Genomic DNA, 15,399 nt, shown 5'->3' on the forward strand with positions numbered 1-15,399 from the left:
ATATGTGTGCGTTTTTTTCAATAGAGCCGCCGTGCTTCGTGTCGATGCACACGCTGACGCAATTAAAAAATAAGATTGACAGACGGGCTTCTCGGTGATGGAAATAGGAAAGGTGGGGCCACTTTGGCTCGCCACGATCACCGTTTTTTTCATTGTCGGAACGTGCTAATCCCGTTGGATCTACTCGCGCCGGGAACGATGGCTATCAAATTGGGGAGTGACAAAATTAACAGACACTGTTTGTCGAGTCAGGTGATGCTGCCTACACGTAAATTTTTGTGTGTAAGGCCAATCATCTATTTTTCTGCCGATTGCCATTGCGGTTTAAATATTTCTCCAATTTCTCGGCATGCGGCATCGCTGAATAGATCCGTCACCATCATGATTGAGTAAGCATCGAAATCTTCGGTAAATTTTTTGGCATTAATAGTGACAGTGTCATCTCGCTGGAAGTAGTTGCTTTCTTCATCGTCGCCACATATGAACGCAAGATCAGTTCGTTTGATGGTTTGGTCTTTAAGGTAGTCTGCAATCGTTTTCTCCCACGTAATTTCCAGCCACACTCTTTCGTTGGTTTGAACAATGCGAACGTCTGCTATAGACGGATCCATCCAGTTATTATATTTTTCCTTCAATCGATGGAAAATGCTTACCGCTCCAAACTCAGAGTCCGGATCATTTTTATTTTTACTTAGATCGAGGACAAGACTAATTATATCTTTCAGCGGATAGCGAAAAAACTCTCGATCGTCATTGACACGAAAATTAGCGAGTCGGCTGTGTAATTCTCCTTCCAGCTTTTCATGATCCTCTGTGAACACTTCGAAGGCCACTTCGAATGGAGTTGGCACGCCCGTTGTGTACAGTTTTCGTGCTCTGAACTTGCTGTCCCGCAAGGTGCATCCAACCTTGACCATGCCCGGCATGGAGGGGTTGATGAGAAGGTAAACATACCCAGATGCCACGGCGATATCCAATAGAAGATCAAACGATCAAGTTTAAAATATCTACATGTCGCGCTCAACCAATATTTGGCGTCAGTACAGGGGTGCTCGAATTTTGTGTACAAGGCAGACCAACTCCTTCGCTTTTTCCGCAATTTACTTCACCGCCCCCAACGCCAACCCCTTAACCAAGAACCTCTGCAACCAGGCAAACACAATAGAAACCGGCAACGTCGCACAAAGAGTAGCGGCCATCACCAGATGCCACTCGACAACATATTTCCCAGCGACCATATCGGTGACTTGAACGGTGAGAGTCTTATTCTCCGGCGACCGAATCAACGTATAAACAACCGCAAACTCATTCCACGCATTAATAAAAGTAAAGATCGCCGTAACAACAATCGCAGGCACAGCCAGTGGCAAAAAGACCTTAAAAACAGCCCTCGTCCGACTACAGCCTTCGAGCCAGGCCGACTCCTCAAGATCCCTCGGCACGGTCTGAAAGTAAGAAGACAACATCCAAACCGCAAACGCGATATTGAACGCGGCATAAGAAACAATGACCCCAATCTTGGAGTCAACCAGATTCCCATCCCCATAAGGAATCATCGCAGCAAGCCGGAACAACCCCACAACCAGCAAGATAGGCGACAGCATTTGCGTCACCAGCAAAAACTGCGAATACAACCCCTTCCCACGAAACGGAAACCTGGCCAGCGCATAAGCCGCCGGCAAGCTCACCGCCAACGCCAACGCCGTCGACAAAAAGCTAATCACACAACTATTCCTAAGCGCGACTCCAAAATTAGCCGCAACCCACATATCCGAAAAATTGCTCCACTGCCAATGCACAGGCAGCCACCTGGCGGGATAAACAAAAATCTCCGAAGCCGGCTTCAGCGCAGTAAACAACATCACAGCAAACGGAAACAACACAACGACAACCAGCGGCGCCAGAGCCAACCAACACCACAACGACCGCTTCATCTTCGCGCTAAGCATCACGACGGATCTCCTTCTTTCGCGGGCTGCATGCGCAGATAGGCGATCGAGAAAATGAACAGCATGACGAGCATGATCAGCGAGACTGCGGCAGCCTGACCAGGCCGCCCCAACCGGAACCCGAGCTCATACAGATACGTGACGAGAATATGCGTACTGTTATCCGGTCCGCCCTGCGTCATCACCCAAATAATCGGGAAGGAATTGAACACATAGATCACGTTCAGAAGGATCGTCATATTGATGAACGGCCTCAACAGCGGCAACGTCAACTGACGAAACTGCTGCCACGCAGTAGCCCCATCCATCCGCGCGGCTTCATAAATATCCCCCGGCACCGACGACAACCCACCCAACAGAATCGTCACCGTAAACGGAATCGAAACCAGAATCCCAACCGCGATCTCCACCGGAAAAGCGAGCTCCGGCGTCGCGAGCCAGTGAATCGGGCCGCCGATCAACCCCAGCCGCTGCAACGTGACATTAACCATCCCGTAGTCATCGTTGAAGGCCCAGCGCCACACCACGGCGGTCATCGTCAGCGAGACGGACCACGGCAGCATCACGATCGTGCGCGCCACGCCGCGGCCATAAAAATCCTGATTCAGAATCAGCGCGACAGGTACCGAAATCAGCACCGTCCCACCCACCACGAACACGGTCCAGATGATCGTGCGCCGCGCGGCAGCGAGAAAAGAAGGATCGCTAAAAATAGCCGAGAAGTTATCCAGGCCGGTGAAATCGCGAATCGCGCCGAAGCGCGAAACGTCGTGCAGCGATTGCCACACGATGTTGAAAATCGGATAGCTGATGATAAAAAGCGCCAACACCAGGCTCGGCGCAATCAGCAACCAGGGCGCTTGCAGGCGCGAAGAAGCGGAACGGCTCATGCGTGCTCGATCGTAAGACGCGTCGGCATAACAGAGCCGACGCGACGGGATGGGCCGAAAAAACGTGCATCAAAACCGAAACGCGCACCGCCTGCATAGCAACGCAAAAGCGGCGCGCGTCCCGTGTTCAGCAAAAAATCACAACGCAAAACGAAACCAGAAAATCACTTCCCAAGCGACTTATTCGCCTGCGCAGCCGCCGCATTCAACGCATCAGCCGGCTTGGCCTTACCCAGATAAATCGATTGCATCGCATCGGTCACAGCCTTCGCGGTATCTTCCCAACCGGTCACAGTCGGCGCGAAATGAGCGGTCGGCAGCAGCGCGACAAACGCCTTCGTATCCGGATCGTTGAACGCCGGATCGGTTGCCTCAGCCTTCGTGGTCGGCAGGAAACCCTCGGTCGTCGTGAACTCGACACGCGGTTCCTTCGTGAACAGATAGTCGAGGAACTTCCACGCCGACTTCTTCACCTTCGAGTTCTTGAACATCACGATCGAGTCGGTCACTGCATACGTCGCGTGCGCGGTGCCCGTCGGGATCGGATCGATGCCGTACTTCAGGTTCGGCGCTTCCTTCTTGATCTGCTTCGCGAGGAACGGCGCGGAGATCATCATCGCGACGCGGCCTTGCTTGAACAGGTTCTGCACGTCTTCACGGCTGTAGCCGGTCACGCCCGGTTGCGTCAGACCCTGGTCGATCAGGCTCTTGTACAGCGTCGCAGCCTTGATGCCGGCCGGCGAATTGAACGCGGCCTTGCCGTCCTTGCCGACCACGTCGCCGCCATTGGTCCACAGCGCGTAGTAATAGTAGACGTCGGTTTCGATTTCCTTGCCTTGCAGACCGAAGCCGGCCACGCCTTGCGCCTTCAGTTTCTTCGACGCTTCGATCACGTCGTTCCACGTCTTCGGGCCGTCCGGGTAACCGACCTTCGCGAGCAGATCCTTGTTGTAGTAGAGCGCGCGTGCGGAAGCGGCGATCGGCAGGCCGTACACCTTGCCGTTGATCTCGCCCGGCGCGAGGAACGGGCCGATGAAGCGGGCCTTGAAGTTCGCGTCCATGTAGCCGTCGAGCGGTTCGGCGACGTCGTCCTTCACGAAGTCGAGCAGCCAGCGCGTGCCGACGATCGCGAGGTCGGCGTTCGCGCCGCCGGAAATGTCCGTTTGCAGCTTTTGTTGCAGCGTGTCCCAGTTCACGTCTTCGATCTTGATGGTCGTGCCGGGATTGGCCTTCTCGAAGTTGCGGGCCATTTTCTCGAAGTGCGGGGCGGTCGCATCGCTGTAATGCGCGACGGTCACGCGAACCGTGTCGGCGTGTGCCGCGACGGCGATACCTGCAAAAGCCAGCGCCACGGCAACTTTGCCGAGCGCGAGGGAAGCACGGGCATGCAACGACATTTCTCTCTCCTTAGTTGGTCTGCTGCCGTCGCCGGCCGCTTTGGGGTAAATTGTTTGAAAAAATCCTACATGACGCAAAATAGCTTGTCACGTAGGGTCTGCCATATTTTTTCTCAGCCAGTTTTGTGCATAAGATGCTGTAAAGCAGGGATATTCTGCATAACGCGAAGCAACGGATACCCAATCTTCGGGATGACTAGACAACTGCCGTTCAGTGGTTATGTAGGAAATTTACAAGCCCGGTGAGCCGTGAGACCGTTGTCGGCAACCGCTTCAGGAGCGAGGACGCAGATGAATCGTGTGGTGTTGGTAACGGGCGCATGCGGCGGAATCGGCAGCGTGTTGTGCAAACGTTTCGTGGAGCAGGGCGACACGGTGCTGGCGCTCGACATCGACGCGACCGCACTCGGCGCGCTGACTTCGCAACTGGGCGCGGCGCAGGTCACGCCGGTGGCCGTCGATCTCGCCGATGCCGACGCGGTGAAGCGCGCAGTGGCGGAAGCGGTGAAAGCGCGCGGCCCGGTCGACGTGCTGGTCGCCAACGCGGGCGCGGCCGAAGGCATGACGCTCGCCACCACCGACGCCGCGAGCTGGCAACGCGACATCCATCTGAATCTGAACGGCACGTATCACACGGTGGAAGCGGTGCGCGCGTCGATGATCGAGCGGAAGACGGGCGCGCTGGTGCTGATCGGCTCGGTGAACGGCCTGGCCGCGCTCGGTCATCCGGCGTACAGCGCGGCGAAGGCGGGGCTGATCAGCTACACGAAGGCGCTCGCGATCGAACTCGGCCGTTATGGGATTCGCGCGAACATCGTCTGTCCGGGCACCGTGAAAGCGCAGGCGTGGCAGGCGCGCGTCGACAAGAATCCGCAGGTCTTCGAGGACCTGAAAAAGTGGTACCCGTTGCGCGATTTCGCGACGCCCGACGACATCGCCGATGCGGTGCTGTTCCTCGCGTCGCCGATGGCGCGAGTGATCACCGGCGTCACGTTGCCGGTGGACGGCGGCCTGATGGCCGGCAACCGTTTGATGGCCGAAGAACTGACGCTCGAATCGCTGTGAACGCGCGAAACGCAGCACGCTTCAAGCGACGAAAAAACCTGAGTCAACGAAGCACGACGATGAGGACAGCATGGCAGCAGTGCAACTGAGCGGCATCTTCAAACGCTATGGCGACACGCAAGTGGTGCACGGCATCGATCTCGACATCGACGACGGCGAGTTCGTCGTGCTGGTCGGGCCGTCCGGCTGCGGCAAGAGCACGCTGATGCGGATGGTGGCCGGGCTCGAGGAAATCAGCGGCGGCGATCTGATGATCGGCGGCACGCGCGCGAATACGCTCGCGCCGCAGCAACGCAATATCTCGATGGTGTTCCAGAGCTACGCGCTGTATCCGCATCTGTCCGTCTACGAAAACATTGCGTTCGGGCCGCGCATTCGCAAGGAATCGTCGGCGAGTTTCAAGCCGCGTATCGAAGCCGCGGCGAAGATGCTGAACCTCGGCAGCTATCTGGACCGCTTGCCGCGCGCGCTGTCCGGCGGTCAGCGTCAGCGTGTCGCGATGGGCCGCGCGGTGGTGCGCGAGCCGTCGGTGTTTCTGTTCGACGAACCGCTGTCCAATCTCGACGCCAAACTGCGCGTGCAGATGCGCACGGAAATCAAGGCGCTGCATCAGCGTCTGAAGAACACGGTGATCTACGTCACGCACGATCAGATCGAAGCAATGACGATGGCCGATCGTATCGTCGTGATGAACGCGGGGCGGATCGAACAGGTCGGCCGGCCGCTCGATCTGTACGACCATCCGGCGAATCTTTTTGTGGCGAGCTTTCTCGGTTCGCCGTCGATGAATTTTGCGGAGGGCGTGCTGGCCGCTCGCGAAGGCGGCCAGGGCCACGTGCTGAAACTGACCGACGGCGGCGAGATCGTGCTGGAAAGCGTGCCGGCTTCGGCGCGCATCGGCGCGAAGATCACGCTCGGCGTGCGGCCCGAGCACATCGAGACGATGTCGGCGACGCCGGACGCGACGCTCGAAGTCGAAGTCGTCGAGCCGACTGGCGCGGAGACCCATCTATACGGGAAAATAGGCGGCAGCACGTGGTGTGTGACGACTCGCCAGCGCTCGAAGGTCGAGCCCGGACAGCGCGTCACGCTGCGCCTGCCGGCCGAGCACATCCATCTATTCGATACGGAGAGTGGACGCAGGCTGGTCTGAACCGCGTGTTGCCGCCTGAGGCTGAATCAAGCCGATTCAAGCTGAGGCAAGCGAACGAAGCTGCGGCGCGACGCGGATTCATTTAACCCTTAAGGAACACTGGGTGTCCGCACCGAACCTGATCCCCCACATCCGCGGCGCACTGGCCAATCTGCGGCCCGCCGAGCGCAAGGTCGCCGACATGGTGCTGAGCGACGTCGACTTTGCGATGCGCGCGAGCATCACCGAGCTCGCGCAGCGCGCCGAGGTGTCCGAGCCGTCCGTCACGCGCTTTTGCCGCGCGATCGGCGCGCATGGTCTGCGCGACTTCAAGATGCAACTGGCGCAGAGCGTGGCGGGCGGGATGCCGTATGCGTCGACCGCAGTCGCGCGCGACGACGACGTGCAGACGCTGATGGATAAAGTCGGCGAGGCGGCGGTCGACGGCATCACGCATGCTCGCGGCGCGTTGGACCCGGTGGTGGTGGAAAGCGCAATTGCGGCGTTGTCGAGCGCGGGGCGGGTGTTTTTTTTCGGCGTGGGGTCGGGCTCGGGGCTCGTCGCGCAGGATGCGGCGTTGCGGTTTCTGCGGCTGGATATTGCAGCGACCGCTTTCACCGACGGTCATTTGCAGCGGCTCTACGCGGGTCTGATGGAACCGGGCGACGTCGCGTTCGCGATTTCGCATTCGGGGCGCAGCGTCGAAGTGAACGAGAGCATTCAGATCGCCAAGGAGCGGGGCGCGACGACGATTGCGTTGACTAACGTCGGCTCGCGGCTTGCGTGGTTGGTCGACATTCCTTTGCTGCTGCGCGTGCCGAGTCCGGTCGATCCGAATACGCCAGGCGTGTCGCGGCTCGTGCATCTTTGCATCATGGATGCGCTCGCGATTGGCGTCGCGTTGAAAGCCGGGCCGAAGACATTGGAAAAGATGCGGCATGCGAAGGCCAGGTTGGCTTCGCATGAGCCGGAGGCGACGGGGGATTGAACGCTTATGCCGCTTCAGAGCGCCACGCGATCATGCCGGCCGTGCGCGCGCGAACTTCCGGGGACGCGACGCATGTCGCGACCGCCTCATATCCCGGCGATCCCGGATAAGGCGCGACACGGCTCGGCGGACTGTGATTGGCCGGGCAGAAAATGATCGATTCTTCTGGGCCGATTGCCGCGAGATCCAGAATCGCCGACGAACGTGTCATCAAAAACAGCGGACGTGCGCCGAATTTTGCGCGTTGGCGAAGAAGGGCGATTAACGCTTCCTGCGTCGTCTGATCCAGTCCTTGCTCCACCATATCGACGACTAGCACGGCAGGTGCTTCCGCTTCGAGACTCGCGAGCAACGCGATGAGTGCTTCGGATTTTGTAGCGCCTTCATCGACGAGCCACGTTAGCGTCCGATCGACGCGCGCTTTAAGCGCCATGTCGGCTTCGAGACGCGCTGCGGCGTTGCCTTCTTTCACCCGATCGAGAGCCAGAAATGCGGCATCGGGAAGCTGCTCGGCGAGACGCATCGCGAGGCGTGTTTTGCCGCTTCCCAACGGTCCGATGATGTAGTTCAGCGGCCTGATCTCGTTGAGTTCGAACCGCTCGCCGCCCCAAGGCCAAGGCAACTCGAACGAAACGCTCGATGTTGCGGACGGGTTCAGCACGCGCGCCAACTCTCCATCGGCCGGTACTTGGCCACTAGCTAACCCGGCGCGAATCCCGCGAATCCGATCGATCGTTTGCACGAGGCGGCGGATATCGCCTTCGAGCGCGGCTTCATGCGCGGCCAATGCAGGCTCGAGACTCCGCGGATCACCTTCCAGCACGCGCGACACTTGCGCGAGACTCAGACCGAGCGCCCGCAGTGCGGCGATCTCTGCGGCCCGCGCCATTTCCTTGGGACCGTAGCTTCGATACCCCGCCGCAGTGCGTTGCGGCGTCACGAGGCCACGCTGCTCGTAAAGGCGCAACGCCTTGATGGACACACCAAGGCGCTGCGCTGCTGCGGATGCGCTCAAAAACACAGTGGAACGATTCATGGAAAACCTCTTCGTTGACGGACCACTTGCATCATCGTGTCGACCCCAAGGGCCGGGTCAAATCGTTTGTGGCGTGATTCATGGCGAGTCGTCGAACAAAGCGTCAACAAGCCGGTGAGCGGCAAATGCGTGTCGACCCGGCGTGTCGACCTTGTTAGCGCTTACTCGTGGTTCTCGTCCGAGAATGCATCGGTCACAGCCTCGATGATCTGCGTGCTCAACTCCGGTCGTTCGTCGAAAATCGGGTAGCGCTTGCGCAAGCTGTTCGACACGCTGTTGCCGTTCTGCCGGATGCTACGGATGATGCGGTCGAGATCGGTGTCCGGTGCTTCGAGAAATTCCTTGATCGCACGCCGTGCTTTGTCGTTGGCATGCAGAAAACGCGCTTCGACACGCATTTCATGCGTGAGCGTCGCGTCGATGACGTCCGCGAGATACACGACGTGCGCGGTCAGATCGGGATAGCGCCAGGCGGGTAACGCGTCGTCGTAACCCTGAAAGTGCAGGTTGTATTCGACGCCGTCTGCCGCGATCTTCGTCTTGCCGAACGTGTATTGATCCGCGTAGTGCTGCATCAGCGGGCGCGAAAAACGTTCGAGCACTTGCGGCATCAGCCATTCGTAGAAGAAGCACGCGCGGCGCGCGTAGGCGCCGGTGGGTTCGCGGGCGATCCAGGCTTCCAGTTCGCTGCGTACTGCCGGCAGCGCGTAGAGCCGCGCGAGGAATTCCAGATGAATGCCTTCGCAGCGGAACGCGAACCCTAGATGACCTGGCAGGTTGGCGGCCGGGCGGTAGGCTTCCGGATAAATCTCGCGGCGGATGTCACCGTCGGTGGAGGTGGAGCGAACCCGGCCGATCTCGCTGCGCACCGCGAACGGGTGCACTGGCACGACGCCGTAGGTGTTGGATAGCCATTGGTAACCGACCTGCGGCATGGTTTTCGATCCGGGGACAAAGCGCGTGCGAACCGTCCGTTCCGCTTAGTTTTGATTATTCGACTCTCAAAACGATTGCAAAACGCCATTTTTCCAAAAAAACGATTGCAATCGATCGGCCAAAGCCGCTTTTTTAGCCCGCGCCATCCGTCGCGATCCAGCCGAAGCGCCGCGACAACCGTAGCGTCGCGGCCTTTAGCGTGTGCGCCGGCTGACCCGCCACTTCGCTATCGAAGCTGCCGCTCGGTCCCATCAGCGCGAGCACGAGGCAGATGCTGCCGGTGTGGTCCAGCACCGGCGCGGCCAACGTGCTGATGCCGGGCACGGGCCGACTCAGCGCGGTATCGATGCCGGCGGCGCGGATTTGCGCGAGCCGCTCCACGTAGGCTTTCGTCGCTCCCTCCGATGCCGCCGCGGCGCCGGCCAGCCGCAAATGATCCTGTTGAAGCAAACCGTGGCGCACGTCATCGGCGACATACGCGGCGAACACGCGCCCGATTGCGGTATTCACCAGCGACATCACCGTGCCGACCCGCAAGCTCACATGCAGCGGACGCGCCGATTCTTCCAGCCGGACGACGGTCGGCCCCAGCGGCCCTAGCACTGCCATCGCGACGCTCATCCCGGTCGAGGCGGCCAGTTCCACCACCTCCGGTTCGGCTTCGCGCGTCGGCGACAAACGCTGCAAGCCGATCAAGCCAAGTTCGAGCGCCAACGGGCCGGCTTCGAAGCAACCTGTCGCATCACGGTTCAGCAGACCGATCTTCAACAGGCTCACCAGATGCGGAAACGCTTTTGCCGGCGGCATGCCGGCCGCCGCCGCCAGATCGCGCAAGCTCAAAGGCCGCGCGGCGGTGACCAGCGCGGCGAGCAGTTCGCCGGTGCTGTCGAGCGACTGGATGCCGCGCTGCGGTTTGGCGTCGACGGTGTCGGGAGAGTCGGTCACGATGCGGAAGGAGCCAGAAGTGAGGGCAGGGCGGCGAGCTCTGCGCCGATGTCATGAGCGGCGGCGAGCAGCGCGCGAGCGATAGGGCCGTCGTCGGCGACGTCGATTGCGCCGGTCGGGCCGATCACCGTGAGCGCGAGACACAGGCGGCCGTCGGCATCGAGCACCGGCGCGCTCAGGCTGCTGATGCCGGGGCTCGGCGCATCGATACTGCTTTCCAGTCCACGTTTCAGGATCGCCGCCAGAACCTTGTCGAACGCGGCGCGCTCGGCCGCCGGCACCATTGCACCGGTCGCGTCGCCGGACTGATTCGCCCACATCGCCGCGATGGCTTCGTCGGGCGAATACGCGCAAAACACGCGTCCCGTCGACGTCGCCGGCAGCGACATCACCGTACCCACGTGCAGATTCACATGCAGCGGAAAACCCGCATGCTCATATCGAACGATGGTCGGCCCTTGCGGCCCGCCGATACAGATCGCGACGCTAAAGCCGATCGCCTCGGCCAGCGCCGCCACGCGCGGCACGGCGGCGCGAAACGCCGGCTGGTTTTGCAGATGCATCAAGCCGAGCCGCAACGCGAGCGGACCCGGCTCATAGCGGCCGGACAATTCATCGCGTTTGATCAGGCCCAGACGGCTCAAGCTCACCAGATAAGCATGCGCCTGGCCCGGCGCGAGTTGCGCGGCGGCCGCCAGATCGGACAAAGCCAGCGGACTGCGCGCTTGCGCCAACGCCTGCAGCACGCGGCCACCGACCTCGACGCTTTGAATACCGCGCTGGGTCTTGCCGCCGTCGGCCGTCTCGCCGCCGTTCGCACCTTTGCCCACGCCTGATTTGGCTGCCTTGCTCACGCCTCGACTCATCCCTGAAAAAGGGTCCATGTTAGCGGATGCCCCGCCTCTCTCACGACCATCTTAGGCGTCTGGTAATTTGCGTATAGCGATACATTTCGCTATTGACAAATATTCTGAGACAGCCATAAGATGGCTTCACCCCGACATACCGGCGCAGTCACAGAGTCAAAACGGGGCGAGACATCCTCCAATACCGTCAGTCCGCGCGTAGTACCGAACGCGATGCAACGCGCAGCCGGCCGTCTCGCCTCACGTCCACACTTTTGAGGGAGACAAGCATGGCAAAGGCATTCGCATCCCAGGCCGACCTGGAAGTCAAGAAAGTCACGTGGACCCAGTTGTCCGAGAACGCGTACGCGTACACCGCCGAGGGTGATCCGAACTCGGGCGTGATCGTCGGCGACGACGGCGTGCTGATCGTCGACACGACAGCCACTCCGGCGATGGCGCAAGACCTCATCGCGAAGATCCGCAGCGTCACCGATAAACCGATCAAATACGTCGTGCTGTCGCACTATCACGCAGTGCGCGTGCTTGGCGCATCGGCGTATTTCAACGAAGGCGCGCAGGAAGTGATCGCGAGCCGCGGCACGTACGAGATGATTGTCGAGCGCGGCGAAGCGGATATGAAGTCGGAAATCGAACGCTTTCCGCGTCTGTTTGCCGGCGTCGAAACAGTGCCGGGTCTCACGTGGCCGACCCTCGTGTTCGAGAAGGAAATGACGCTGTTCCTCGGCAAGCTCGAAGTGCGCATCGCGCATCTCGGCGCGGGGCACACGAAAGGCGACACGGTTGTGTGGCTGCCGTCGCAGAAGGTGCTGTTCTCCGGCGACCTCGTCGAATACGACGCGGCCTGCTACTGCGGCGACGCGCAACTCGCGCAATGGCCCACCACGCTCGAAGCACTGCGCGCGCTGAATGCCGAGAAGCTGGTGCCGGGCCGCGGACCCGCGCTCACCACGCCGGAAGACGTGCACAAGGGCCTCGATTACACGAAAGACTTCGTCACCACGCTGCTGCAACAAGGCCGCGAAGCCGTCGAACTGAAGCTCGATCTGAAGGCCGCGATGGCGCACACGCGCAAGGCGATGGACCCAAAGTTCGGCCAGGTGTTCATCTACGAACATTGTTTGCCGTTCGACGTGTCCCGTGCGTTCGACGAGGCGAGCGGCATCACGCATCCGCGCATCTGGACCGCGCAGCGCGACAAGGAAATGTGGGACGCGCTGCAAGCCTGACAGAAATAGGCGCACAGAAAAGGTAGAGACAGACGGAGACACCAGATGAGCATCAACTACCAGACGCTGTCGTTTGAATATCGTCGTTGCCGTGAGCAGAGCGGCGACGACGGCAAGCAGGCCGCGTATCCCGTGATCGTGGTCGGCGCGGGGCCGGTGGGCCTCGCCACCGCAATCGATATCGCGCAGCAAGGCGTGCCGGTTGTTCTCGTCGACGACGATTGTTCGCTATCCACGGGTTCGCGCGCGATCTGCTTTTCGAAGCGCTCGCTCGATATCTTCGATCGGCTCGGTTGCGGGCAACGGATGGTGGAGAAGGGCATCAGCTGGAATGTCGGCAAGGTGTTCCTCAAAGATGAGCTGGTGTACACGTTCAATCTGCAGCCGGAAGCGGGCCATAACCGGCCCGCGTTCATCAACTTGCAGCAGTACTACGTCGAAGGGTTTCTGCTCGAACGCGCGCAGGAGTTGCCGAATCTCGAGATCCGCTGGAAGAGCAAGGTAGTCGGCGTGGAGCAGAACGGCGCGGCGGGTACGAGCGAAACCACAGTCACGCTGACGATCGATACGCCTGACGGTCGATACCCATTGCGCGGCCGCTATGTGGTGGCCGCCGACGGCTCGCGCAGTCCGATCCGCAATCTGCTCGGACTCGACAGCAAGGGTGTCACGTTCAAGGACCGTTTTCTGATCGCCGATGTGAAGATGGAAGCGGACTTCCCAACCGAGCGCTGGTTCTGGTTCGATCCGCCGTTTCATCCGAATCAGTCGGTGCTGCTGCATCGTCAGCCGGACAATGTGTGGCGGATCGATTTCCAGTTGGGATGGGACGCCGATCCGGTGCTGGAAAAAACGCCGGAGCGTGTGATCCCGCGCGTGCGCGCGTTGCTCGGCGAGGACGCGAAGTTCGAGCTGGAATGGGTCAGCGTCTATACGTTTTCGTGTTTGCGGATGGATCGTTTCCGGCACGGCAATGTGCTGTTCGCCGGCGATTCGGCGCATGGCGTGTCGCCGTTCGGCGCGCGCGGTGCGAACAGCGGCGTGCAGGACGCCGAGAATCTCGCGTGGAAACTGGCGGCGGTTCTTGACGGTAAGGCATCCGATGCATTGCTCGACACCTACGCAAGTGAACGCGAATTCGCCGCCGACGAGAACATTCGCCATTCCACGCGTTCCACCGATTTCATCACGCCGAAGAGCGCCGTCAGCCGTGTGTTCCGCGATGCGGTGCTGAAACTCGCACGTCATCATCCGTTCGCGCGGCAATTGACGAACAGCGGGCGACTGTCCGTACCGGCGGTGTTGCGGGATTCCCCGCTGAATACAGCGGATAGCGAGCGTTTTGAAGGGGCGATGGTGCCGGGCGCGTCGTGCGTCGATGCGCCGGTGCTAGTGGAGGGGCAACCGGCGTGGCTGTTGCAGCAACTCGGTCAGCAATTCACCGGTGTGCTGTTCTGCGGTTCGCAAGGTATCGATTCGGCGACGCAGGCTGCGGTGGATGCGCTGCGTCGCGGACCGATCCCGCTGAAGCTTGTTGTCGTCGCAAGTGACGGTGCTCAAGTTGTCGCGCCTTCAAAGCTTGTTCATGACATCGAGGGCCTTGCTGCCGCTCGTTATGACGCAAAGCCCGGCACGTTTTATTTACTGCGCCCCGATCAGCACGTTTGCGCGCGCTGGCGGCACGTCGACGCGAGCGCGGTCGAGCATGCGTTGAAGCGCGCATTGTGTGTCGAAGGGACGGCCTGAGCCCGTCGCGCATCGCACGCCTCTGCGAAAAAACAGCAGGAGACAGACATGACCTTGAACACACAACCGAATCTCGGCCGCCCTGATGATTTCTACGAGGCGCTGATCGACATGCACCGCGATCTCGACGATGCACAGAGCCAGTCGGCGAATGCGCAACTGATTCTGTTGCTCGCCAACCATATCGGCGATCACGCGACACTGCTCGAAGCGATGCGCTACGCGCGCGAAGGTGTGGCGCAAACGGCGACGCAAACTGCCAACCCGCATCCATTGGCGGCGTGAACACACTAGCAGCACGATAAAACGCGACATGAGCGGCGTGATGGGCATGTTCGGCTGGCAGTGGATGGTCGTGAGCGGCGTCGCGTTGCAGCTCAGGGCGCCGAAGCGGACGCAGGGCGCCGAAGCGGACGCAGGGCGTCTGAAGATGAAGACGGCGGCGCAAGTTGAGTCGTCAGATCGGGTAGAGTCGCGGATATTCTTTTGCGACCTGGCACGTGACTGCCGATCCTGACATGCCTTTTGTCGAACCTGTTCTGATCCCGCATGACGGGCCACCCGATGTTGCATTGTGGCGCGTCGATATCGCGTTCGATGCGTCGTTGAACGACGCCGCTTTCGCATCGCTCAGCAACGACGAACGCAACCGCGCGCGAGCGTTTTATCGTCACGAGGACACGCTGCGTTTCGCGACGGTACGTGCCGCGCTACGCGAGCAGATCGCCAGCCGCCTCGGCATCTCAGCGCGTGCAGTGAGTTTCTCCGCCGATGCCAATCGCCGTCCGCAACTGGCCGACTCCGTCGCACTCGATTTCAACGTATCGCACGCGGGCGCGTACGGGCTCATCGCGATGTCGGCCGTGCGGCGAGTGGGCGTGGATATCGAAGAACGCAACGATAAGTTCGATTGGCGTTCAATTACCGCGCTGACACTCGCGGCAACCGAAACGGTATGGATCGCGCAGCAACTCGATCCGGGCGAGCAGCGTGCCGCGTTCTACGACGCATGGGTGGCGAAAGAAGCGCTGGTCAAAACCACGGGCGTGGGCATCGCACGTGGTTTGCAGCATCTGACCGTGTTGCCGCGCGAAAGCGCTGCGGTGACCTTGCGCGATCCCGTTCCCGACGACATGCACGAACTCGCGGCGTGCTGGATTGCGGCACCGGACGCTTACGCGGCGTGCGTCGCGTGGTCGACTGCAACGATTGCCCGCTAG

Annotated in this window: 16 protein-coding genes; 8 read left to right on the forward strand and 8 right to left on the reverse strand. The window is 60.4% G+C overall.

Annotation, left to right across the window (positions count from 1 at the left end):
• Positions 1-296: 296 nt before the first annotated feature.
• From PQQ51_RS11690 to PQQ51_RS11705, 4 genes are all read right to left on the reverse strand, one after another.
• A complete protein-coding gene (locus PQQ51_RS11690) occupies positions 297-977 on the reverse strand; it encodes a GIY-YIG nuclease family protein (RefSeq protein ID WP_408496941.1) in 681 nt (226 codons plus the stop codon).
• A 123-nt stretch (positions 978-1,100) separates the two neighbouring features.
• On the reverse strand, positions 1,101-1,952 hold the full coding sequence (locus PQQ51_RS11695; protein WP_408496942.1) for a carbohydrate ABC transporter permease: 852 nt from the start codon (positions 1,950-1,952) through the stop codon (positions 1,101-1,103).
• Positions 1,949-2,839, reverse strand: a complete 891-nt coding sequence (locus tag PQQ51_RS11700) for a carbohydrate ABC transporter permease (protein ID WP_408496943.1) — start codon at positions 2,837-2,839, stop codon at positions 1,949-1,951. The genes PQQ51_RS11695 and PQQ51_RS11700 overlap by 4 nt, the downstream gene beginning before the upstream one ends.
• Positions 2,840-3,003: 164 nt before the next feature.
• On the reverse strand, positions 3,004-4,236 hold the full coding sequence (locus PQQ51_RS11705) for an ABC transporter substrate-binding protein (RefSeq protein WP_408496944.1): 1,233 nt from the start codon (positions 4,234-4,236) through the stop codon (positions 3,004-3,006).
• A 291-nt stretch (positions 4,237-4,527) separates the two neighbouring features.
• Here PQQ51_RS11705 and PQQ51_RS11710 point away from each other — a divergent pair, with 291 nt between their 5' ends.
• The 3 genes from PQQ51_RS11710 to PQQ51_RS11720 all read left to right on the forward strand — a co-directional run bounded on the left by PQQ51_RS11710 (position 4,528) and on the right by PQQ51_RS11720 (position 7,421).
• Positions 4,528-5,301: an SDR family oxidoreductase gene (locus tag PQQ51_RS11710; RefSeq protein ID WP_408496945.1), complete on the forward strand. Its 774-nt coding sequence runs from the start codon at positions 4,528-4,530 to the stop codon at positions 5,299-5,301.
• Positions 5,302-5,371: 70 nt separating this feature from the next.
• Positions 5,372-6,454 carry an ABC transporter ATP-binding protein gene (locus PQQ51_RS11715; protein WP_408496946.1) on the forward strand — a complete coding sequence of 361 codons (1,083 nt, stop codon included), beginning with the start codon at positions 5,372-5,374 and terminating at the stop codon, positions 6,452-6,454.
• A 103-nt stretch (positions 6,455-6,557) separates the two neighbouring features.
• Positions 6,558-7,421: a MurR/RpiR family transcriptional regulator gene (locus PQQ51_RS11720; protein WP_408496947.1), complete on the forward strand. Its 864-nt coding sequence runs from the start codon at positions 6,558-6,560 to the stop codon at positions 7,419-7,421.
• A gap of 4 nt (positions 7,422-7,425) precedes the next feature.
• On the opposite strand, the gene PQQ51_RS11725 is transcribed toward PQQ51_RS11720, so the two are convergent.
• The 4 genes from PQQ51_RS11725 to PQQ51_RS11740 all read right to left on the reverse strand — a co-directional run bounded on the left by PQQ51_RS11725 (position 7,426) and on the right by PQQ51_RS11740 (position 11,204).
• Positions 7,426-8,457: a MerR family transcriptional regulator gene (locus tag PQQ51_RS11725; protein ID WP_408496948.1), complete on the reverse strand. Its 1,032-nt coding sequence runs from the start codon at positions 8,455-8,457 to the stop codon at positions 7,426-7,428.
• A gap of 161 nt (positions 8,458-8,618) precedes the next feature.
• A complete protein-coding gene (locus PQQ51_RS11730; protein WP_408496949.1) occupies positions 8,619-9,392 on the reverse strand; it encodes a hypothetical protein in 774 nt (257 codons plus the stop codon).
• Positions 9,393-9,525: 133 nt separating this feature from the next.
• On the reverse strand, positions 9,526-10,338 hold the full coding sequence (locus PQQ51_RS11735) for an IclR family transcriptional regulator (RefSeq protein ID WP_408496950.1): 813 nt from the start codon (positions 10,336-10,338) through the stop codon (positions 9,526-9,528).
• Positions 10,335-11,204, reverse strand: coding sequence for an IclR family transcriptional regulator (locus tag PQQ51_RS11740; protein ID WP_408496951.1), 870 nt, complete (start codon positions 11,202-11,204; stop codon positions 10,335-10,337). The genes PQQ51_RS11735 and PQQ51_RS11740 overlap by 4 nt, the downstream gene beginning before the upstream one ends.
• Positions 11,205-11,473: 269 nt before the next feature.
• On the opposite strand from PQQ51_RS11740, the gene PQQ51_RS11745 reads away from it, so the two are divergent.
• The 5 genes from PQQ51_RS11745 to PQQ51_RS11765 are packed head-to-tail and all read left to right on the forward strand — an operon-like array spanning position 11,474 to position 15,399.
• Entirely contained in the window at positions 11,474-12,433 is a 960-nt protein-coding gene (locus PQQ51_RS11745; protein WP_408496952.1) for an MBL fold metallo-hydrolase, read from the forward strand.
• 45 nt (positions 12,434-12,478) lie between these two features.
• The gene (locus tag PQQ51_RS11750; protein WP_408496953.1) at positions 12,479-14,179 is read left to right on the forward strand and encodes an FAD-dependent oxidoreductase; all 1,701 of its coding nucleotides are present in this window, start codon (positions 12,479-12,481) and stop codon (positions 14,177-14,179) included.
• Positions 14,180-14,227: 48 nt separating this feature from the next.
• Positions 14,228-14,464 (forward strand): DUF2783 domain-containing protein, encoded by a 237-nt coding sequence (locus tag PQQ51_RS11755; protein ID WP_408496954.1) that lies wholly within the window; start codon positions 14,228-14,230, stop codon positions 14,462-14,464.
• A gap of 28 nt (positions 14,465-14,492) precedes the next feature.
• A complete protein-coding gene (locus tag PQQ51_RS11760; RefSeq protein ID WP_408496955.1) occupies positions 14,493-14,696 on the forward strand; it encodes a hypothetical protein in 204 nt (67 codons plus the stop codon).
• Between the two features lies 1 nt (position 14,697).
• Positions 14,698-15,399 carry a 4'-phosphopantetheinyl transferase family protein gene (locus PQQ51_RS11765; protein ID WP_408496956.1) on the forward strand — a complete coding sequence of 234 codons (702 nt, stop codon included), beginning with the start codon at positions 14,698-14,700 and terminating at the stop codon, positions 15,397-15,399.

The sequence above is a fragment of the Paraburkholderia xenovorans genome (assembly GCF_046030735.1).
Taxonomy (GTDB): domain Bacteria; phylum Pseudomonadota; class Gammaproteobacteria; order Burkholderiales; family Burkholderiaceae; genus Paraburkholderia; species Paraburkholderia xenovorans_A.